Origin of the sequence: Salmonella sp. SAL04157, from assembly GCF_046551635.1 — a bacterium.
Classification (GTDB): Bacteria; Pseudomonadota; Gammaproteobacteria; order Enterobacterales; family Enterobacteriaceae; genus Salmonella; species Salmonella enterica.
Genome location: NZ_JBGDVS010000006.1, coordinates 270,265 through 291,493, shown reverse-complemented (window position 1 = coordinate 291,493; position 21,229 = coordinate 270,265). Strand labels below are relative to the sequence as shown.

Here is a 21,229-nt window from a genome sequence, read left to right as displayed (position 1 = left end):
CTGCTGTGCGACGTTATAGCCGCTGTTCCGCCCAAAGAATAAATGCCGTAGCGGGTAGGGGCTTACTGTATAACCAGCCCTGACCATAATGTACGCCATGCTGGCGTAGCCACTGTTCTTGCCTGGTCGTTTCGATGCCTTCTGCGACCATCTTAAGTTTGAGCGTTTTCGCCATTTCAATAATATGCGGCGTGACGTTTTTATATTCCAGCGCATCGACAAAAGATTTATCAATTTTAAGGACATCTACATCCAGATTTTGTAAGTAGCTGAGGCTGGAATAGCCGGTGCCAAAGTCATCAATATAAATTGAATGTCCCGCGTTACGGTATCTGGCGACAATTGGCGCGCTGGTTTTCGGATCGGCGAACTCGCGTTCTGTTAATTCAAGCGCGATTTGCGACGGAGAAATTTGGCTACGGTTCAGCAGCGTGCTTAACAGCGTCGGCAACGTTTCCGACGCCAGATCGGATGCCTCAAGATTGATTGAAATATGTTGTTCGGGATGGGACTTTAACCAACTCCCCATGTCTTCAAAAACGGTGTCGATGATTAGCCGGGTTAGCGGCTCCGTGAGCCCGGTTTGTTCAGCCAGCGCGATAAAAATTTCCGGCGAAAGGAAGGTGCCGTCCGCCTGTTGCCAGCGAGCTAAAGCTTCGGCACCGACAATTTTTCCGCTGCTCAGGGAGACAATAGGCTGATAGTGTACGTTAATTTCGCGATTGTCTATCGCATCCTGGAGACGGTGGCGGGGCGACTGTAGCCGACGCAAAATACGCAGAATAAAGGCCGCAGCCAGCAGACCCGTTACGATGCCCGCCGGTAGCCAGATAAATGCCTGTCGATACCAGCTCCTTTCCAGCGGAGCGGTCGGTGCCCAGCTTACGATAGTAATGCCCATTTCCGGAAAGGGGTGGATAGCATACTGAATGCCTCGGTTTTCCAGCCGCAGGGGCGTCTCATGGTGAATGAGCGGAAGAATAGCGGGGTCAAGGTTACCGCTGCTGGCAACCACAGTATTGCGTTCCCGGCCAATAATAGCGACGTCAATCGGCCATGCGCCAAACGGAATCACATCGATAAAGGATGCCGGGTCGATCATCACGATATAGCTGTCGCTCCCGAGTGCCGCCATATAGCGTTTTATACCCAGATCGTTTTGCGCCGTAAACCAGGCGCGATAACCGTCGCGAGTGATTTTCATGGGCGGAGGGAACGCGGGAATATGGCTCTCTTTTTCAAGTGAGGAGCAAACGGGAATCGAATTTTTAAGGTACAGAACTTCTTGGACATACCGAAAGCTATAAGACACGCGGCGCATGGCGAGTAAATGGGCGCTGCTGCAGGGCTCGCCTTTAAAGGAGGCAATATGCGTTAACGCGGCTTTTGCCTGGTCACTGACCCTTTCTGTACGTAGCGCCACCCGGGACGAGAAGATATCCAGCTCTTCATTAAACCTTTTTTCAACTTGACGGTGCGCCAGCCACAGACTCAATCCTATCGGGAAAAGGACAGACAGGATAAGCACTCCCGTTACCAGGCTGACCAGATGTCGTGTTGTCACAGTGATGTCCTTATAAACACAGCGTAGAGAAAGTATATCCGATCGTAAATCGCGCCCTCGAATGATAAAGCTATTTTATCGATTTTACAGATATAGGGGCCAGACTAACGCGTTACGCCACATTGCTTTTGCCGCCAGGAAGAGATCGTGAATGTTTACCGGTTGAAAAAGGAGCGTTGATAGCGTATTTTATTGTTATGTTATAACATAATTGAGAGAGCGCAATGAAACCTGATATTCATCCTGTATACCGCACCGTCGTATTTCACGACACCAGCGCAAATGAATATGTGAAAGTGGGATCAACTATCAAAACTGAACGTGAAATCGAACTGGACGGCGTGACATATCCGTATGTCACTATTGATGTGTCATCAAAATCGCATCCTTTTTATACCGGTAGACAGAAAACGTTTGATAGCGAAAGTAGCGCCGCACGCTTCCAGAAACGTTTCGGTCATTTTATCGGCGCTAAAAGGGGGTAAATGAAATGCAGGTGTTAAACTCACTTCGCAATGCAAAACAACGGCATCCGGATTGCCAGATAGTCAAACGCAAAGGACGCTTATACGTGATTTGTAAAACAAATCCGCGTTTTAAGGCGGTTCAGGGGCGTAAAAAAAGGCGTTAAAAAAACAACAGTTCAGGGAAAGCAGTGCGTACCAGGGAGGGTGCGCACTTTTTTATTACCGGCTGGCTTCTGCGCGGGCCAGCGTAAAAATATCGTAGAAGGAAAGTTCGCCCTTACGGGCAACCATTTTTTGCAGCTGGACTTTATGTTCATTATCCACCTGTGGAGATTGAAGAATCGTCTCAATGAGCGTGGGGGGAACAAAGCGGGTGTTGTACCATTCGCCGTTGTAACAGACCCGGAGGTCCAGCACATCGATGTCGTTATAGTGATAACGCGGGGCGATGTCGAAAAAGAAGAAGCCATTAAATGCGATAAATAACACCACTAACAGCCACACTGACCCCACCAGCGTTTCTGATTGCAGCATGACCGCCAGCGTCGCAAACCAGGCCGCATACATCGCGATAAATAACCCAGGATGCTTGCGGATAAAACTGATACTAAAACGCGGCCTGTTATCGCGTTTTTCACGGACGTTTAAGTCATCAATAGTTTCGCTAAGCAGGCGCTGTATCTCTGTCATCTTTTGCCTTCATGATTTCTGCGACATAGGAGGTAATAACAGCCCATTTTAAAGGGAGGTGTAACGTGAAAAAAGTAACAGATTAGCCCCGAATTAGCATAACAGTTATCATTTTGGCTACAATTTTTTAATGATTCGCGCCGGGTTTCCGCCTACCACGACGTCTGGCGGTACGTTTTTTGTCACCACAGCGCCTGAAGCGACGACGACGTTATCGCCGATGGTTACGCCAGGATTAACGACGGCTCGTCCGCCTATCCAGACGTTATTTCCAATAGTGACGGGTTTACCGAATTCTCTGCCGCTGTTGCGTTCGACGGCGTCCAGCGGGTGCGTGGCGGTATAGATATGTACCCCTGGCGCGAGCATACAATTATCGCCAATATGAATTGGGCAAACATCAAGCATGACGCAGTCGAAGTTAGCGTAAAAGGAGTGACCAAGAAAAATATTATAGCCGTAGTCGCAACGAAAGGAAGGTTCAATATAGGCGTCTTCGCATCGACCCAACAGGTCGCGTAAAATCGCCTGACGCTTATTTATTTCATCAGGCGTAGTATAATTGTATTGATGGATGAGTTGACGCGCCCGCAGTCGATCCTGGCATAAAGTTTCATCGGTCGGGCAATACAGTGCCCCAGCGATCATTTTTTGTTTTTCGTCACTCATCGCGCGCTCCCCTTGGTGGATATTATCGCAATAGAAGCAATAATAAAGTATTAGAGGGAACGTTCCCTGCTATTGGTATGTGATCTATCTCACTGTTTTATAATAGCCCGTTGTGTTATTAGCCAGAACGAGGAGGCAGATAACACCTGCGTGTTCTCTAAAAAGTAATGTAGCGTGATTAACGAATGAATTTCCATACTGAAGAGGGGATTTTGTCGTAGAGTTTGTTCATTGTCAATTCTGCAAGACGGTGATCCGCAGCTGAGTAAAATACAGCCAGCTCATTGTCGGACAATTCATATTTATTTTTCTCAATGACGCGCTCCAGAGTGTCAATTGTCTGACAGCGCCGTAAACGCATCAAATAATCAGTTTTAGTTAATGGTTTATCAGACATAAATTCTACCTATGATTGTAATAATTTTTAACAAGACAAACTAACAGGATTGGCCCTGGTGGCGTTGACGAAACAACGGAACAGGCGGTTGCCCGATTTACGCCATTTTTGCAAATCCTGCGTATTAATACCATAGCTGCTGAACAACATAAAGGTGTCGTCCAGGTATTCATCTATCTGCGCAATCAATTTATTGTCTTCATTGTACTTAATTTTATAATTAAGAGCGAAAGTTGCAATATGCTCTATCAGCTCATTGAGCTGCAGGTTGACTGCTGAGGTCGGGTCATTAACCCAGCCATGGTTGCTTTCTTCAAGGTTTGCAAGACAGTCATGATACAGGGTTTCGCAAAGAAATTTAAGCTGTGCTATATCATGTCTTTTGGGTGAGTATTCGTCCATAATGCATCCCCTTTTTAGTGGCTTAAACTAACCGAACACCTTCGGGATGGATACAACTAACTAACCTGGTACTTCCCACGTCACCTTATGATTTAACTATAATCTACTCTAAAAAACTTTTCATCGTCATATTACGAAAAATTACAATTGCGTGAAAGCCGCGTGTTGCCATACTTTTTCGAATTTTAACAGTGATCGTCGGTCGCCTAAAAAGGAACCAGTTTTATTGTTTGTGTAATCATTGGGTTAACGTTTTTTAGCTTTTCAGGCTAAAACAATAGACTCTGACAGGAGAAAATAGCCAGGAATATTCTTAATATTTCTTAATTAATGGCTGAATTAAGAAATGGCCAACTTTCCTAAGAAAAGCCTTTAACGCAGTAAGGATTATACCTTTTATTAATATGGCAAAAAATAATCAATCTAACAATAAGCGTATTTTATGATTTTTGCGTAAAAAAGGCCGCTTGCGCGGCCTTATCTACAGTGAGCAAATCAGCGATGTTCTGTCGAATGACTATGCTCAATATCTTCGCTTTTACGGCTAAAGCGGCGGCGTACCACCACGAAGAAGACCGGTACGAAGAAAATAGCCAGTACGGTTGCCGTTACCATCCCGCCCAGTACGCCAGTACCTACCGCATTCTGCGCGCCGGAACCCGCGCCGGAACTGATAACCAGCGGCATAACCCCCAGCATGAACGCTAACGAGGTCATCAAAATCGGGCGCAAACGCATCCGGACGGCCTCCAGCGTCGCTTCTACCAGACCTTTCCCTTCTTTATCCATTAAGTCTTTGGCGAATTCGACGATAAGTATCGCGTTCTTCGCCGACAACCCAATGGTTGTGAGCAGGCCCACCTGGAAGTAAACGTCGTTAGTCAGTCCGCGGAAGGTCGCGGCCAGCAGCGCGCCGATAACCCCAAGCGGAACAACCAGCATTACGGAGAACGGGATAGACCAGCTCTCATACAATGCCGCCAGACACAGGAAGACGACGATCAGCGAGATAGCATACAGGGCAGGGGCCTGGTTGCCGGACAACCGTTCCTGGTAGGACATCCCGGTCCAGTCATACCCAATGCCTGACGGCAGCTTGCTGGCCAGTTCTTCCATCATCGCCATCGCTTCACCAGTACTCTTGCCTGGCGCCGCCTGACCCAGAATTTCCATCGAAGGCAGACCGTTATAGCGTTCCAGACGCGGCGAACCATATTCCCAGCGGGAAGAGGAGAATGCGGAGAACGGCACCATCTGACCATCGCTACCACGAACGTACCAGTCGTTAATATCATCCGGCAACATGCGGTATTTCGCTTCGGACATCACGTAAACTTTCTTCACACGACCGCGATCGATAAAGTCGTTTACATAGCTGCCGCCCCATGCTGCGCCCAGCGTGGTATTGATGTCGCTAATAGACACGCCCAGCGCCTGAGCTTTTTCCTGGTCGATATCGATTTTAAACTGCGGCGTATCCTCCAGGCCGTTAGGTCGAACGCCTACCAGCAGATCAGGATATTTCGCTACCTCGCCGAACAACTGATTACGCGCCTGGGTCAGTTTTTCATGACCAAGTCCCGCCTGGTCAATCAACTCGAAGTCAAACCCGGTTGCGGTGCCCAGTTCAACAATCGCCGGCAGGTTAAAGGCGAAGACCATCGCATCTTTAATTTGTGAAAACGCTGCGGTTGCCCGCTGGGTAATCGCTTCAACCTTGTTTTTTTCGCCTGGACGATCGGCCCAGTCTTTCAACGACACGAATGCAATACCGGTATTCTGACCGCGCCCTGCAAAACCGAAGCCGTTGACGGCGAATACCGATTCAACGTTGGCTTTCTCTTTGTTCAGATAGTAATCCGTGACCTCATCCAGCACTTTTTGCGTGCGCTCTTGCGTCGCGCCGGCGGGGAGCTGGACCATTGTCAGGAATACGCCCTGGTCTTCATCCGGCAAGAAAGAGCTTGGCAGACGAACGAACAGATAAGCCATACCGACGACGATAATGAGATAGAGCAGCAGATAACGCCCGGTGCTGCGCAGAATATTGCCTACGCTATCGGTGTAGTGATGCGTGCTCTTATCGAACAGGCGGTTAAACCAGCCGAAAAAGCCTTTTTTCCCTTCGCCATGATCGCCTTTGGCGACGGGTTTGAGCATCGTCGCGCACAGCGCGGGCGTCAGGATCAGCGCGACCAGCACCGACAGCGCCATCGCCGATACGATGGTGATAGAGAACTGACGATAAATTGCCCCGGTTGAGCCGCCAAAGAAGGCCATCGGAATAAATACCGCCGACAGTACCATCGCGATACCCACCAATGCGCCCTGAATCTGGCCCATGGATTTGCGCGTCGCTTCCTTCGGCGGAAGGCCTTCTTCCGTCATAACACGTTCGACGTTCTCGACCACCACGATGGCGTCATCCACCAGCAAGCCGATGGCGAGCACCATCCCGAACATCGTCAGCGTGTTTATCGAGAAACCGAATGCCGCAAGCACGGCAAAGGTTCCCAACAACACCACCGGAACCGCAATAGTCGGAATCAACGTCGCGCGGAAGTTCTGCAGGAACAGGTACATCACCAGGAACACGAGGATAATCGCTTCGACCAGCGTTTTTACCACTTCATGAATAGAGATCTTCACGAACGGCGTGGTGTCATACGGGTAGACGATTTTCATCCCTGGCGGGAAGAACGGTTCCATTTTTTTCAGTTCGGCGCGAATAGCGGTAGCGGTATCCAGCGCGTTGGCGCCGGTAGCCAGTTTGATGCCAAGACCTGACGCTGGCTGACCGTTAAATTTCGCGATGACGTCGTAGTTTTCGCCGCCAAGCTCAATTTTCGCTACATCCCGCAGACGAACCTGGGAGCCATCCTGATTCACCTTCAGCAGGATTTTGCCAAACTCATCCGTTGAGGTCAGACGCGTTTGGGCAATAATCGATGCGTTAAGCTGCTGGCCTTTTACCGGCGGCGTACCACCGAGCTGACCTGCCGCGACCTGGGCGTTCTGCGCTTTGATCGCGTTAATCACGTCGACCGGCGTCAGTTGGTATTTGGTCAGCTCTGTCGGATTCATCCAGATACGCATCGCATATTGCGAACCAAACAGCTGGACGTCGCCCACCCCAGAGGTACGGCTGATCGGATCTTTCATATTGGCGGCAACGTAATCCGAAATATCCTCCTGGGTCATGGTGCCGTCGGTGTTAATGACGCCCACTACCATCAGGAAGCTACTTGAGGACTTCTCAACGCTCACGCCCTGTTGCTGTACTTCCTGGGGAAGTAACGGCATTGCCAGTTGCAACTTGTTCTGAACCTGAACCTGCGCGATATCCGCATCGGTGCCGGATTCAAAGGTCAGCGTGATCTGCACGGTCCCCGTGGAGTCACTGTTGGAGGACATATACATCAGGTTATCGATACCGTTCATATTCTGTTCGATAACCTGCGTGACGGTATCCTGTACCGTTTTCGCATCAGCGCCAGGGTAGGTTGCGGAGATCGTCACTGCTGGTGGCGCAATCGTCGGATATTGCGCTACCGGCAATTTGAGGATCGCGAGCCCCCCTGCCAACATGATGATGATGGCGATCACCCACGCAAATATGGGGCGATCGATAAAGAAATTAGGCATGTCTTAACGGCTCCTGTTTAAGTTAAGACCTGGGCTGAGCAGGTTGATCACCGCTTGCGGCTTGCTGTTTGTTATCCGCGGTAATTTCCTGCACTTTAACCTGTGCGCCAGGACGTACTTTTTGCAGCCCGCTGACGACTACGCGGTCGCCCGCTTTCAACCCGTCAGTCACCAGCCACTTATCGCCGATCGCCTGGCTTGCGACGATTTGGCGGGTTTCCACTTTGTTATCAGCGCCAACCACCAGCACCGTGGCATCGCCGCGTGGAGTACGGGTAACGCCCTGTTGTGGAACCAGTAATGCCGTCGGTTTTGTCCCTTCCTGCAGACGTGCGCGAACGAACATTCCTGGCAATAAGGTGTGATCCGGGTTAGGGAAGATGGCGCGCAAAGTAATAGACCCGGTGGTTTGGTCAACGGTCACGTCGGAGAATTCAAGCGTACCGGACTGCGGGAATTTGATACCGTCGCTGGTCACCAGATCGACCTTCGCTTTGCCGTTTTCCTGCTTCAGCGAACCATTTGCCAGCTCCTGCTTCAGGCGCAGGAAATCATTGCTGGACTGGGTCACATCGACATAAATAGGGTCCAACTGCTGCACTGTCGCCAGCGCCGACGCCTGACCGTTCTGTACCAGCGCGCCTTCCGTTACGGATGACTTACCAATACGACCGCTAATCGGCGAGGTGACTTTGGTATACGCCAGGTTGATACGTGCGGTTTCAACGGCGGCTTTTGCTGCGACAACGGCGGCAGTCGCTTGTTGCGCGTCAGCCAGCGCCTGATCGTATTCCTGCTTACTGATGTACTGCGTACCCAGCAGCTTTTGATAACGCTTCACCGTCAGTTCAGCGATATTCGCGGCGGCCTGCGCTTTTGCCAGATCGCCCTTAGCGCTGTCGTAAGTCGCCTGGTAGGTCGCAGGATCAATCTGATAGAGAGAGACTCCCGCTTCGATATCACTTCCCTCAACGAAATTACGCTTCAGGATAATGCCGCTTACCTGTGGGCGAACTTCGGCGATACGGTAAGCAACGGTACGACCCGGAAGTTCAGTTGTGATTTGCAGTGGTTCCGTTTTTAGTGTGACAACTCCAACTTCTGGCATCTGCTGGCCGCCTTGCTGGTCCTGTTTGTCGTCACATCCTGTTAGCGCTAAGCTGCCTGAGAGCATCAGAACGACCGCCAGAGGCGTTAACCCTCTGTTTTTGTTCATATGTAAACCTCGAGTGTCCGATTTCAAATTGGTCAATGGTCAAAGGTCCTTAAACCCATTGCTGCGTTTATATTATCGTCGTGCTATGGTACATACATCCATAAATGTATGTAAATCTAACGCCTGTAAATTCACCGACATATGGCACGAAAAACCAAACAACAAGCGCTGGAGACACGACAACACATCCTGGATGTGGCCCTGCGTTTGTTCTCGCAGCAAGGCGTATCGGCAACCTCGCTGGCGGAGATTGCGAACGCTGCTGGCGTGACGCGCGGCGCAATCTATTGGCATTTCAAAAATAAGTCGGATTTATTCAGTGAGATCTGGGAGCTATCAGAATCCAATATTGGTGAGCTTGAGATTGAGTATCAGGCAAAATTCCCCGACGATCCACTATCTGTATTAAGAGAAATTTTAGTCCATATTCTTGAAGCTACTGTAACAGAAGAACGACGCCGCTTATTGATGGAGATTATATTCCATAAATGTGAGTTTGTCGGAGAAATGGTTGTGGTTCAACAGGCGCAACGTAGCCTTTGTCTGGAAAGTTACGATCGGATTGAACAAACGTTAAAACATTGTATTAATGCTAAAATGCTGCCTGAAAATCTGCTGACCCGTCGTGCGGCGATACTGATGCGCAGCTTTATTTCAGGGCTCATGGAAAACTGGTTATTTGCTCCGCAATCGTTTGATTTAAAAAAAGAAGCTCGCGCCTACGTCACGATCCTGCTGGAGATGTATCAATTGTGTCCGACGCTGCGCGCGTCGACGGTCAACGGCTCCCCCTGATAATATTCCAGGAAAACTCCTGGACATTTTCTGTGTCGCTATTCTGTTTGTTACAGGCGTGATATTCTTGCGACTCAATTATTTCCGGTCTGCTTGCCGGTTCAGACACTTCATTCTCATGACTATGTTGCAGCTTTATAAACGTTCACAGCATTTTGTTTTTATTACAATTAGCGTCCTTATTATCCTGCTGTCCTGTCAGTCTCTGGCATTTGCCCGGGGGCAAACGAATGGCGACCTGCCGTCAAAAGCGGATGTGCAAAACCAGCTGGATACGCTGAATAAGCAAAAAGATCTCTCCGCCCAGGATAAGCTCGTCCAGCAGGACCTTATTGATACGTTAGCTACGCTGGAGAAAATCGAGCGGGTGAAAGAGGAGACCGTACAGCTACGGCAGAAGGTGGCGCAGGCGCCTGAAAAAATGCGTCAGGCGACGGCTGCGTTGAATGCGCTGAGCGACGTCGATAATGATGATGAAATGCGAAAAACGCTGAGTGCGCTTTCGCTACGTCAGCTTGAGCTGCGCGTGGCGCAGGTACTGGATGATTTGCAAAATTCGCAAAACGATCTTGCCGCTTATAACAGCCAGCTTGTTTCGCTACAGACCCAGCCTGAGCGCGTGCAAAACGCCATGTATACCGCCTCGCAGCAAATACAGCAAATCCGTAACCGTCTGGACGGCAATAACGTCGGGGAAGCCGCGCTTCGCCCCAGCCAACAGGTGTTATTACAGGCAAAACAGGCGCTGCTTAATGCGCAGATCGACCAGCAACGTAAGAGTCTTGAAGGGAATACCGTTTTGCAGGACACCCTGCAAAAACAGCGCGATTACGTGACGGCCAACAGTAATCGCCTTGAACATCAGCTTCAACTTTTACAGGAGGCGGTCAACAGTAAACGACTTACGCTAACGGAAAAAACGGCCCAGGAGGCCATTTCGCCGGACGAAACGGCGCGTATCCAGGCGAACCCGCTGGTAAAACAGGAACTGGATATTAACCATCAACTCAGCCAGCGTCTGATTGTCGCGACCGAAAACGGCAATATGTTGATGCAGCAAAACATTAAAGTGAAAAACTGGCTCGATCGCGCGCTGCAGTCGGAAAGAAATATCAAAGAACAGATTGCCGTCTTAAAAGGCAGCCTGTTGCTGTCGCGTATTCTTTATCAACAGCAGCAAACCCTGCCCTCCGCCGACGAACTCGAAGATATGACCAACCGCATTGCGGATTTGCGTCTGGAGCAGTTTGAAATCAACCAGCAGCGTGATGCCTTATTCCAAAGCGATGCCTTTGTCGACAAGCTGGAGGAGGGGCATACCAGCGAGGTGAATGATGAAGTTCATGATGCGTTGCTTCAGGTGGTGGAGATGCGCCGTGAGCTATTGGATCAGCTAAATAAACAGTTGGGTAACCAGCTGATGATGGCGATTAACCTGCAAGTTAACCAGCAGCAGTTGATGAGCGTCTCGAAAAATCTGAAAGCCATTCTGACGCAGCAGATTTTTTGGGTGAACAGTAACCGCCCTATGGACTGGGACTGGCTTAAAGCGTTCCCCCAAACGTTAAAAGAGCAATTCAGCGCCATGAAAATCACGGTGAATTGGCAAAAAGCCTGGCCCGCGGTATTTATTGCTTTTTTGGCCGGGTTGCCGCTCTTGCTCATCGCCGGTTTAATCCGCTGGCGTCTGAAATGGTTAAAAGCGTATCAACAGAAGCTGGCCGCCGCCGTGGGATCGCTGCGTAACGATAGTCAGCTCAATACGCCAAAAGCTATTCTGATCGATCTGATCCGCGCGCTGCCGGTGTGCCTGATTATCCTCGCGCTTGGACTGATCCTGCTGACCATGCAGCTAAATATCAGCGATCTGCTCTGGGCCTTTAGTAAAAAGCTCGCGATGTTCTGGCTGGTCTTTGGACTGTGCTGGAAGGTGCTGGAAAAAGAGGGCGTGGCGATACGCCATTTTGGTATGCCGGCGCAGTTGACCAGCCACTGGCGTCGCCAGATTGTACGCATTAGCCTCGCATTGCTGCCGCTGCACTTTTGGTCTGTGGTGGCGGAGTTGTCGCCGCTGAATCTGATGGATGACGTGCTGGGGCAGGCGGTTATTTTCCTCAATCTGCTGGTCATAACATTGCTGGTGTGGCCACTGTGCCGGGAAAGCTGGCGCGATAAAGAATCTCACGGCATTCGACTGGTGACCGTGACGATTCTTTCCATTATTCCGGTGGCGTTAATGGTATTAACGGCGACCGGCTATTTCTATACCACGCTGCGCCTGGCGGGACGCTGGATTGAAACCGTCTATCTGGTCATTATCTGGAACCTGCTTTATCAAACGGTGCTGCGCGGGTTAAGCGTAGCGGCGCGCCGGATTGCCTGGCGACGCGCGCTGGCTCGTCGTCAGAACCTGGTAAAAGAGGGAGCGGAAGGCGCGGAGCCACAGGAAGAACCCGCCATCGCGTTGGAGCAGATTAACCAGCAAACATTACGTATCACGATGCTGCTAATGCTTGCCCTGTTCGGCGTTATGTTCTGGGCGATTTGGTCCGATTTGATCACCGTATTCAGCTATCTTGATAGCATCACGCTGTGGCACTACAACGGCTCCGAAGCTGGCGCTGCGGTGGTGAAAAGCGTGACGATGGGCAGCTTGCTATTCGCCATTATTGCCGCGATGGTGGCCTGGGCGCTCATCCGCAACTTACCCGGCCTGCTGGAAGTGCTGGTGCTTTCACGCCTGAATATGCGCCAGGGGGCTTCGTATGCGATCACCACGATCCTTAACTACGTCATTATCGCTGTTGGCGCGATGACAGTATTCGGATCGCTCGGCGTCTCGTGGGATAAACTCCAGTGGCTGGCGGCGGCGTTGTCGGTGGGTCTCGGTTTTGGGCTACAGGAGATCTTCGGTAACTTTGTCTCGGGTTTAATCATCCTCTTCGAACGTCCGGTACGCATTGGCGATACGGTAACGATCGGCACCTACTCCGGCACGGTCAGTAAGATTCGTATTCGCGCTACCACTATTACCGATTTTGATCGTAAAGAAGTGATCATTCCGAACAAAGCGTTCGTGACGGAGCGGCTGATTAACTGGTCCCTCTCCGATACCACGACCCGTCTGGTGATCCGGCTTGGCGTGGCTTATGGCTCGGATCTGGAGAAAGTGAAAAGAGTCCTGCTACAGGCGGCGATGGAGCATCCGAAGGTGATGCACGATCCGGAACCTGCCGTATTCTTCACCACCTTTGGCGCCAGCACTCTGGATCATGAACTGCGTTTATACGTGCGTGAATTGCGCGATCGTAGCCATACGGTGGATGAACTGAACCGCGCGATCGATCGACTGTGCCGTGAAAATGATATCAATATCGCCTTTAACCAGCTTGAGGTGCATCTGCATAACGCGAAGGGCGACGAAGTCACTGAAGTGAAGCGCGATCTCAACGGCGGCGATCTGGCGCCTACGGCAAGCTAAAAGGCGGTGGGCTGCGCGCTTTATGAGTGCGCGCGGCGCCGCTAATGAGAAAGCGTAGAAAGCTCTTCCGGCGTAATGCCGGTGACGCTGGCGATGAGCCCGGGTTCCAGCCCGTTGGCAAGCATTTTGCGGGCAATAGCGCGCGCTTCGGCCTCACGGCCTTGTGCTAACCCTTGCTCAAGGCCTTTTTGCAACCCTTCCGTTCGGCCTTTTTCTTCCAGCCATTCCGCTATTGTCATCAGTTGTTCCTTATACTGCGGCGCGCCCTGCGCCAGTTGACGAATCAGCGCCCCGGGTTCTGCGGCGTTTCCTGCTTTCAACATATAGTTGATCAGCACACTGAGCTGTGTGTCCGTCAAATGATCCTGCGTTAAAAGCGTGATAAGGGGGTCGAGCAGTTCGCTTAAATCGCGTTGACGAATATGTTTTTGCAGGAGCTCTAACATCGCTATCCGCCGATGCTGCAAAAGCTGATTATCCGGCATTATCGTCAGGTCGACCAGCGCAAATTCGCAGCTGTATAAGGCCTTCGCCATATCCGGTTTCACAAACATATTATGCCAGTTAAGGCTATAGGGCCACGGGCTTTCCGGACCGTGATAAAAGAGGATTGGTACCACCAGCGGCAAGGTATCATGACCGGCATCCAGATGACGCTGCATGGCGGCAATGGCGTAACGCATCAGGCGAAAAGCCATCAGCCGGTCTGATTTGCTCTGATGTTCAATGAGCGCGTAAACATACCCGGGGCCGTGTTGGGTATGCAGAGAGTAGAGGATATCTGAATAGCGGCTGCGTAAATTGTCTTCAACAAAACTCCCTGACTCCAGCTTCAGTGAATCCAGATCGCAGATTGCAAGAAAGTCTTCTGGCATGTGGAGAGCCAGAAAGTCGCGGGCGACCTCTTTTTGCATCAGCATCTGTCGAAATACCGCATCGTGCGGCGTGGTGGGTAGACGTTCCATGACCCGTCCCTTGTTGCCTGACTGTAGCGACCACTCTGTCAGCGACAACGAGGACAAACCAGAGGGCAATTACTCTGTTTGCGAGTCGTCTTCCGTACTTTTTAACTTGTTTTCATAATCACGCATAACTATTTCCAGCGCGCGTAGCACCGTTCGTGCCGGTAAGCGATTCTCTTCAAGCAGCACAATTAAATCCACGGCCAGTTTGACTTCATCAGGGGCATTTTCAAGCGACATACTTTCTCCAGGATTAACGGGTTAAACGCGCCAGTACGTTTTCTATTTTCTCCAGCGCATGTCGGCAGCGCGCCAGCCGTCCTTCATAGATCTCGACTTCCTTTTGCAGCGTTTGTTGTTCGACAAGGCTGGTCGCCTGCGCCAGACGAATTTTGCGCTCCTGTGTCATCGCCAGTAGTCGACGTTCAAACTCCTGATGCTGTATTCGTCTGCGCTGCCAACGGCCAAGCCCTGGCGCTGCGGTGTCCCACTGGCGCAGCGACCAGGCGGCGGTTTCACGCGATATCGCCTCCAGTTGCGAAGCCAGATGTTCCGCCAGCCAGGCGACTTGCGGCAGTTGCTCATGTTTTACCGCCTGACGCAACGCGGCGAGATTGGCGTCAGCCTCTTCCAGATATCCCTGCAACAGAGTACTGCGGGTACGGAAAAGATGTCGGTCAAAGCGCGCGCTTAACGTCGCATGTTGCGCCAGCGGCGCGCAGCGTTGGCGTAGCGTCGCCAGCCTCTCTTTCAGCGTCTGTAACAGCATAGCGGTTTTCAATTCAACACCCCGATGAAAATAAGACAGGCTGTGCTACAGTAGCCTTCTGTTTGATAACGATTCGCATTATGCAACGTACTATTTTAATCATCATTGGCTGGCTGGCGGTAGTATTAGGGACATTGGGCGTGGTTTTGCCCCTGTTGCCGACAACGCCGTTCATTTTACTGGCGGCCTGGTGTTTCGCCCGCTCGTCGCCGCGTTTCCATGCCTGGTTGTTATACCGCTCATGGTTTGGCGGTTATCTGCGCCACTGGCAGCGCTATCGGGCCATGCCGCCGGGAGCGAAACCGCGAGCGATCGCGTTGATATTGCTGACCTTTGGTATCTCGCTGTGGCTGGTGAATATGATGTGGGTGCGGGTGCTGCTGTTGGTTATTTTGGCCTGCCTGCTGATTTTTATGTGGCGGATACCGGTGATTGATGAAAAGCAACAAAAGCGCTGAAGCACACGAATCGCTGTTGCAATTGTCGTTCACAGCCAGTAAATTCGACCGTTTTCGAGCACAGGCGCAGGCGGTCAAAGAGTAACCGAGCGTTACCCCTGACTGAAAAGTATTGCGCCGTGAGTAACACCGTACTTAGCAGGCATATATCCATGACCGCGACTGCACAGCAGCTTGAGTTTCTCAAAAACAGCATCAAAAGCATTCAGGATTACCCGAAACCGGGCATTCTTTTCCGTGATGTCACCAGCTTACTGGAAGACCCGAAAGCCTACGCGCTCAGTATTGAACTGTTGGTTGAGCGTTATAAAAATGCGGGTATCACCAAAGTGGTCGGCACCGAAGCGCGTGGCTTCCTGTTTGGCGCGCCGGTTGCGCTTGGGCTGGGCGTTGGTTTTGTTCCGGTACGTAAACCGCGCAAATTACCGCGTGAAACTATTGCCGAGACCTATGAATTAGAGTACGGCACCGATCAGCTGGAAATCCATGTCGACGCGATTAAACCTGGCGACAACGTGCTGGTCGTGGATGATCTGCTGGCGACTGGCGGCACCATTGAGGCGACCGTGAAGCTGATCCGTCGTCTGGGCGGGAAAGTCACCGATGCGGCGTTCATCATCAATTTGTTCGATCTGGGCGGCGAGCAGCGTCTGGAAAAGCAGGGGATTACCTGTTATAGCCTGGTGCCGTTTCCAGGGCATTGATTCAGGCTATCCGCACTGCTATTTTAGCCAGAGAGACAACCTCGCTGTATCGGCGAGGTTGTGTTAGCATTACCCTTCTATGAATCCACCTTCCAGCGTTTCAGAGCCTGCCAATGAGTTATCAGGTCTTAGCCAGAAAATGGCGCCCACAAACCTTTGCTGACGTCGTCGGCCAGGAACATGTGCTGACCGCACTGGCGAACGGCTTGTCGTTAGGGCGCATTCATCACGCATATCTTTTTTCCGGCACGCGCGGCGTCGGTAAAACCTCTATCGCCCGGCTGCTGGCGAAGGGGCTGAACTGCGAAACCGGTATTACCGCGACGCCGTGCGGCGTTTGTGATAACTGTCGGGAAATTGAGCAGGGGCGTTTTGTCGATCTCATTGAGATTGACGCCGCATCGCGTACCAAAGTCGAAGACACCCGCGACCTGCTGGATAACGTCCAGTACGCGCCTGCGCGCGGTCGCTTTAAAGTCTATCTGATCGATGAAGTCCACATGCTGTCGCGCCACAGCTTTAATGCGCTACTTAAAACGCTTGAAGAGCCGCCAGCGCATGTGAAATTTTTACTGGCGACCACCGATCCGCAGAAGCTGCCGGTGACCATTTTGTCGCGCTGCCTACAGTTTCATCTCAAAGCTCTGGATGTTGAACAGATTCGCCATCAGCTTGAGCATATTCTCAATGAGGAACATATCGCTCACGAACCCCGCGCGTTGCAGTTGTTATCACGTGCGGCTGACGGCAGCCTGCGCGATGCATTAAGTCTGACTGACCAGGCGATCGCCAGCGGCGACGGGCAGGTTTCGACGCAGGCGGTAAGCGCCATGCTCGGTACGCTGGACGACGACCAGGCTTTGTCATTAGTCGAGGCAGTGGTTGACGCTAACGGCGAACGCGTCATGTCGCTTATCAACGAGGCGGCGGCGCGCGGTATTGAATGGGAAGCGCTGCTGGTCGAAATGCTTAGCCTGCTGCACCGTATTGCGATGGTGCAACTTTCGCCTGCCGCGTTAGGCAGCGATATGGCGGCTATCGAGCAACGGATGCGCGAACTTGCCCGGACGGTGCCTCCCGGCGATCTTCAGCTCTACTATCAGACGTTGTTGATTGGTCGCAAAGAATTGCCCTGGGCGCCGGACCGGCGGATGGGCGTTGAAATGACGTTACTGCGTGCGCTGGCGTTTCACCCGCGTATGCCCTTGCCGGAGCCTGAAACGCCGCGGCAGTCTTTTGCGCCCGTGGCCCCAACGGCGGTAATGACGCCGCCACAGGTGCAGCAGCAGTCGGCGCCCGCGCCGCAGACATCGCCAGCGCCGCTGCCGGCGTCTACCAGTCAGGTGCTGGCGGCGCGCAATCAGCTACAGCGCGCGCAGGGAGTAACCAAAACAAAAAAGAGTGAACCGGCAGCCGCATCCCGCGCGCGGCCGGTGAATAACTCTGCGCTGGAGCGGCTGGCCTCGGTTTCGGAGCGCGTACAGGCGCGCCCGGTGCCGTCTGCGCTGGAAACGGCGCCAGTAAAGAAAGAGGCTTATCGCTGGAAGGCCACCACGCCGGTAGTACAAACCAAAGAAGTGGTGGCTACGCCAAAAGCGCTTAAGAAAGCTCTGGAGCATGAAAAAACGCCGGAGCTGGCGGCTAAACTGGCGGCGGAAGCGATTGAGCGCGATCCGTGGGCGGCGCAGGTAAGCCAGCTTTCTTTGCCTAAGCTGGTGGAGCAGGTGGCGCTTAATGCCTGGAAGGAGCAGAACGGCAACGCGGTTTGTCTGCATCTGCGCTCGACGCAGCGGCACCTCAATTCCAGCGGCGCGCAGCAAAAGCTGGCGCAAGCGCTCAGCGATCTGACGGGAACGACGGTTGAACTGACCATCGTTGAAGATGATAATCCCGCGGTGCGTACGCCGCTGGAATGGCGTCAGGCTATTTATGAAGAGAAACTCGCGCAAGCGCGTGAGTCAATTATCGCGGATAATAACATTCAGACGCTGCGTCGATTCTTCGACGCCGAGCTGGATGAAGAGAGTATCCGCCCCATTTGATCGTAAGCCTGGCTTGCGATTGTGAACCATCAAGAGAGAGAGCTTATGTTTGGAAAAGGCGGTCTGGGCAATCTGATGAAACAGGCCCAGCAGATGCAGGAAAAAATGCAGAAAATGCAGGAAGAGATTGCGCAGCTGGAAGTGACCGGCGAATCCGGCGCGGGTCTGGTGAAGGTTACCATCAACGGCGCGCATAACTGCCGCCGCGTGGAAATAGACCCAAGCCTGCTGGAAGATGACAAAGAGATGCTGGAAGATCTGGTCGCTGCGGCCTTCAACGATGCGGCGCGCCGCATTGAAGAGACGCAAAAAGAGAAGATGGCCTCCGTCTCTTCCGGTATGCAACTGCCGCCAGGCTTTAAGATGCCATTCTGATGCAAACCAGTCCGCTGTTAACTCAGCTTATGGAAGCGTTGCGCTGCCTTCCGGGCGTCGGCCCTAAGTCGGCGCAGCGGATGGCGTTTACCCTGTTGCAGCGCGATCGCAGCGGCGGAATGCGCCTGGCGCAGGCGCTGACCCGGGCGATGTCGGAAATCGGCCACTGCGCCGACTGCCGCACCTTTACCGAGCAGGATGTTTGTAATATCTGTTCGAACCCGCGGCGTCAGGAAAACGGCCAGATTTGCGTGGTGGAGAGTCCTGCGGATATCTACGCCATTGAGCAGACCGGGCAATTTTCCGGGCGGTATTTCGTGCTGATGGGCCACCTGTCGCCGCTGGACGGCATCGGGCCGGATGATATCGGTCTCGATCGTCTGGAACAGCGGCTGGCGTCAGAAAAAATCAGCGAGCTGATCCTCGCGACCAACCCGACGGTTGAAGGGGAGGCTACCGCGAACTATATTGCCGAGCTGTGCGCGGAGGCCGGCGTCGAAGCCAGTCGTATCGCCCACGGCGTGCCGGTTGGCGGCGAACTGGAGATGGTCGACGGTACGACGCTGTCCCACTCGCTGGCGGGACGCCATAAGATTATTTTCTGAACAAACGGAGGCGGCATTCGCGGCCTCCGCTTGAAATCACACCCGCTTGTCCCCATCTCACCCTCAACGTATTTTTACCATTAAAAATGGCATTGTTGAGGTCTATCCACATGAAAGGACAAGAAACGCGTGGTTTTCAGTCAGAAGTTAAACAGCTTCTGCACCTGATGATCCATTCTCTTTATTCCAATAAAGAAATCTTCCTGCGTGAACTCATCTCTAACGCCTCAGATGCGGCGGACAAGCTGCGTTTCCGCGCTCTGTCAAACCCGGACCTGTATGAAGGAGATGGCGAGCTGCGTGTGCGCGTCTCTTTCGATAAAGATAAGCGTACGTTGACCATTGCCGATAACGGCGTGGGGATGAATCGTGATGAGGTGATTGACCACTTAGGCACCATTGCCAAGTCCGGCACCAAATCTTTCCTCGAATCAATGGGGTCCGATCAGGCGAAAGATAGCCAGCTCATCGGTCAGTTTGGCGTAGGCTTCTATTCCGCGTTTATTGTGGCCGATAAAGTGACCGTACGTACTCGTGCGGCAGGCGACAAGCCGGAAAATGGCGTGTTCTGGGAATCGGCAGGCGAAGGCGAATACACCGTTGCCGATATCACCAAAAATGACCGTGGTACGGAAATCACCTTACACCTGCGTGAAGGCGAAGATGAATTCCTCGATGACTGGCGCGTACGCTCGATTATCAGTAAATATTCCGATCACATCGCATTGCCGGTAGAGATTGAAAAACGGGAAGAAAAAGACGGCGAAACCGTGATTTCCTGGGAGAAAATCAACAAGGCCCAGGCGCTGTGGACCCGTAACAAGTCGGAAATTAAAGACGACGAGTACAACGAGTTTTACAAGCACATCGCGCATGATTTCACCGATCCGCTGACCTGGAGCCACAACCGCGTGGAAGGTAAGCAGGAGTACACTAGCCTGCTGTATATCCCGTCGCAGGCGCCGTGGGATCTGTGGAACCGCGATCACAAACATGGTCTGAAGCTTTACGTACAGCGCGTGTTCATTATGGACGATGCCGAGCAGTTCATGCCGAACTATCTGCGCTTCGTGCGCGGCCTGATTGATTCTAACGACCTGCCGTTGAACGTCTCCCGTGAAATCCTGCAGGACAGCACGGTAACGCGTAATCTGCGCAGCGCCCTGACCAAACGCGTTCTGCAAATGCTGGAAAAACTGGCGAAAGACGACGCGGAAAAATATCAAACCTTCTGGAAACAGTTCGGTCTGGTGCTGAAAGAAGGCCCGGCGGAAGATCACGCCAACCAGGAAGCGATCGCCAAACTGTTGCGCTTTGCCTCCACCTATACCGACTCTTCCGCCCAGACCGTGTCGCTGGAAGATTACGTCTCCCGGATGAAAGAAGGGCAGGAAAAAATCTACTACATCACCGCAGACAGCTATGCGGCGGCGAAAAACAGCCCGCACCTGGAACTGCTGCGTAAGAAAGGCATCGAAGTGCTGCTGCTCTCCGATCGCATCGACGAGTGGATGATGAACTACCTGACCGAGTTTGACGGTAAAGCATTCCAGTCGGTCGCTAAAGCCGATGAGTCCATCGAAAAACTGGCGGATGAAGTCGACGAAAACGCGAAAGAAGCGGAAAAGGCGCTTGAGCCGTTCGTGGAGCGTGTCAAAACCCTGCTGGGCGATCGCGTGAAAGAGGTGCGTCTGACGCATCGTTTAACCGACACGCCGGCGATTGTCACCACCGATGCGGATGAAATGAGCACCCAGATGGCGAAACTGTTCGCCGCGGCCGGTCAGTCCGTGCCGGAAGTGAAATACATCTTTGAGCTCAACCCGGATCATGTGCTGGTCAAACGCACTGCCGATACCGAGGATGAAGCGCAGTTTAAAGAGTGGGTCGAGCTGCTGCTGGATCAGGCGCTGTTCGCTGAACGCGGTACGCTGGAAGATCCGAACCAGTTTATCCGCCGTATGAACCAGTTGCTGGTGTCCTGATAA

Annotated in this window: 20 protein-coding genes and 1 other annotated feature; of the genes, 10 read left to right on the top strand and 10 right to left on the bottom strand. The window is 52.3% G+C overall.

All coding sequences use genetic code 11. The features are described 5' to 3' along the window. Window positions 1–13 precede the first annotated feature (13 nt). Complete coding sequence (locus ACLJRE_RS15510) at window positions 14–1,564, bottom strand: EAL domain-containing protein (RefSeq protein ID WP_000213140.1); 1,551 nt, start codon at window positions 1,562–1,564, stop codon at window positions 14–16. A gap of 224 nt (window positions 1,565–1,788) precedes the next feature. On the opposite strand from ACLJRE_RS15510, the gene ACLJRE_RS15505 reads away from it, so the two are divergent. Both ACLJRE_RS15505 and ykgO read left to right on the top strand, forming a co-directional pair. Then, window positions 1,789–2,049: a type B 50S ribosomal protein L31 gene (locus ACLJRE_RS15505; protein ID WP_000801415.1), complete on the top strand. Its 261-nt coding sequence runs from the start codon at window positions 1,789–1,791 to the stop codon at window positions 2,047–2,049. 5 nt (window positions 2,050–2,054) lie between these two features. After that, on the top strand, window positions 2,055–2,195 hold the full coding sequence (ykgO, locus tag ACLJRE_RS15500) for a type B 50S ribosomal protein L36 (RefSeq protein ID WP_001197749.1): 141 nt from the start codon (window positions 2,055–2,057) through the stop codon (window positions 2,193–2,195). A 55-nt stretch (window positions 2,196–2,250) separates the two neighbouring features. On the opposite strand, the gene ACLJRE_RS15495 is transcribed toward ykgO, so the two are convergent. From ACLJRE_RS15495 to acrA, 6 genes are all read right to left on the bottom strand, one after another. Further along, window positions 2,251–2,721, bottom strand: a complete 471-nt coding sequence (locus tag ACLJRE_RS15495; RefSeq protein ID WP_000136183.1) for a YlaC family protein — start codon at window positions 2,719–2,721, stop codon at window positions 2,251–2,253. Between the two features lie 117 nt (window positions 2,722–2,838). After that, window positions 2,839–3,390, bottom strand: coding sequence for a maltose O-acetyltransferase (gene maa, locus ACLJRE_RS15490; RefSeq protein ID WP_001278791.1), 552 nt, complete (start codon window positions 3,388–3,390; stop codon window positions 2,839–2,841). 178 nt (window positions 3,391–3,568) lie between these two features. After that, on the bottom strand, window positions 3,569–3,787 hold the full coding sequence (locus tag ACLJRE_RS15485) for an HHA domain-containing protein (RefSeq protein WP_001280991.1): 219 nt from the start codon (window positions 3,785–3,787) through the stop codon (window positions 3,569–3,571). A gap of 27 nt (window positions 3,788–3,814) precedes the next feature. Next, entirely contained in the window at window positions 3,815–4,189 is a 375-nt protein-coding gene (gene tomB / locus ACLJRE_RS15480) for an Hha toxicity modulator TomB (protein ID WP_000344807.1), read from the bottom strand. A 495-nt stretch (window positions 4,190–4,684) separates the two neighbouring features. After that, complete coding sequence (acrB, locus tag ACLJRE_RS15475) at window positions 4,685–7,834, bottom strand: efflux RND transporter permease AcrB (protein ID WP_001132508.1); 3,150 nt, start codon at window positions 7,832–7,834, stop codon at window positions 4,685–4,687. Between the two features lie 22 nt (window positions 7,835–7,856). Then, window positions 7,857–9,050: a multidrug efflux RND transporter periplasmic adaptor subunit AcrA gene (gene acrA / locus ACLJRE_RS15470; RefSeq protein ID WP_001039202.1), complete on the bottom strand. Its 1,194-nt coding sequence runs from the start codon at window positions 9,048–9,050 to the stop codon at window positions 7,857–7,859. 141 nt (window positions 9,051–9,191) lie between these two features. Between acrA and acrR the strand changes: the two genes are divergently transcribed. Further along, window positions 9,192–9,845, top strand: a complete 654-nt coding sequence (acrR, locus tag ACLJRE_RS15465) for a multidrug efflux transporter transcriptional repressor AcrR (protein ID WP_000101755.1) — start codon at window positions 9,192–9,194, stop codon at window positions 9,843–9,845. 118 nt (window positions 9,846–9,963) lie between these two features. Further along, a complete protein-coding gene (mscK, locus tag ACLJRE_RS15460) occupies window positions 9,964–13,326 on the top strand; it encodes a mechanosensitive channel MscK (protein WP_000178238.1) in 3,363 nt (1,120 codons plus the stop codon). Window positions 13,327–13,367: 41 nt separating this feature from the next. Here the strand turns inward: mscK and ACLJRE_RS15455 are convergent, their stop codons facing one another. The 3 genes from ACLJRE_RS15455 to priC all read right to left on the bottom strand — a co-directional run bounded on the left by ACLJRE_RS15455 (window position 13,368) and on the right by priC (window position 15,069). Next, window positions 13,368–14,291: an Rpn family recombination-promoting nuclease/putative transposase gene (locus ACLJRE_RS15455; RefSeq protein ID WP_023207518.1), complete on the bottom strand. Its 924-nt coding sequence runs from the start codon at window positions 14,289–14,291 to the stop codon at window positions 13,368–13,370. Window positions 14,292–14,360: 69 nt separating this feature from the next. Continuing rightward, entirely contained in the window at window positions 14,361–14,528 is a 168-nt protein-coding gene (gene rsmS / locus ACLJRE_RS15450) for a pleiotropic regulatory protein RsmS (RefSeq protein WP_000051161.1), read from the bottom strand. 13 nt (window positions 14,529–14,541) lie between these two features. Then, window positions 14,542–15,069 carry a primosomal replication protein N'' gene (gene priC / locus ACLJRE_RS15445; RefSeq protein WP_023212900.1) on the bottom strand — a complete coding sequence of 176 codons (528 nt, stop codon included), beginning with the start codon at window positions 15,067–15,069 and terminating at the stop codon, window positions 14,542–14,544. A gap of 68 nt (window positions 15,070–15,137) precedes the next feature. Here priC and ACLJRE_RS15440 point away from each other — a divergent pair, with 68 nt between their 5' ends. From ACLJRE_RS15440 to htpG, 6 genes are all read left to right on the top strand, one after another. Continuing rightward, a complete protein-coding gene (locus ACLJRE_RS15440; protein ID WP_001189860.1) occupies window positions 15,138–15,515 on the top strand; it encodes a DUF454 family protein in 378 nt (125 codons plus the stop codon). Between the two features lie 152 nt (window positions 15,516–15,667). Beyond that, entirely contained in the window at window positions 15,668–16,219 is a 552-nt protein-coding gene (gene apt, locus ACLJRE_RS15435; RefSeq protein ID WP_000127350.1) for an adenine phosphoribosyltransferase, read from the top strand. Between the two features lie 113 nt (window positions 16,220–16,332). Next, window positions 16,333–18,261, top strand: a complete 1,929-nt coding sequence (gene dnaX / locus ACLJRE_RS15430) for a DNA polymerase III subunit gamma/tau (RefSeq protein ID WP_023212901.1) — start codon at window positions 16,333–16,335, stop codon at window positions 18,259–18,261. After that, window positions 17,594–17,658, top strand: a sequence feature (DnaX frameshifting element). Its footprint overlaps the gene before it by 65 nt. Window positions 18,262–18,306: 45 nt before the next feature. Then, window positions 18,307–18,636: a YbaB/EbfC family nucleoid-associated protein gene (locus ACLJRE_RS15425; RefSeq protein WP_000467098.1), complete on the top strand. Its 330-nt coding sequence runs from the start codon at window positions 18,307–18,309 to the stop codon at window positions 18,634–18,636. Beyond that, window positions 18,636–19,241: a recombination mediator RecR gene (gene recR, locus ACLJRE_RS15420; RefSeq protein ID WP_001195023.1), complete on the top strand. Its 606-nt coding sequence runs from the start codon at window positions 18,636–18,638 to the stop codon at window positions 19,239–19,241. Before ACLJRE_RS15425 ends, recR begins: the two co-directional genes overlap by 1 nt. A gap of 110 nt (window positions 19,242–19,351) precedes the next feature. Further along, entirely contained in the window at window positions 19,352–21,226 is a 1,875-nt protein-coding gene (htpG, locus tag ACLJRE_RS15415) for a molecular chaperone HtpG (RefSeq protein WP_001543201.1), read from the top strand. The last annotated feature ends 3 nt before the right edge of the window (window positions 21,227–21,229 follow it).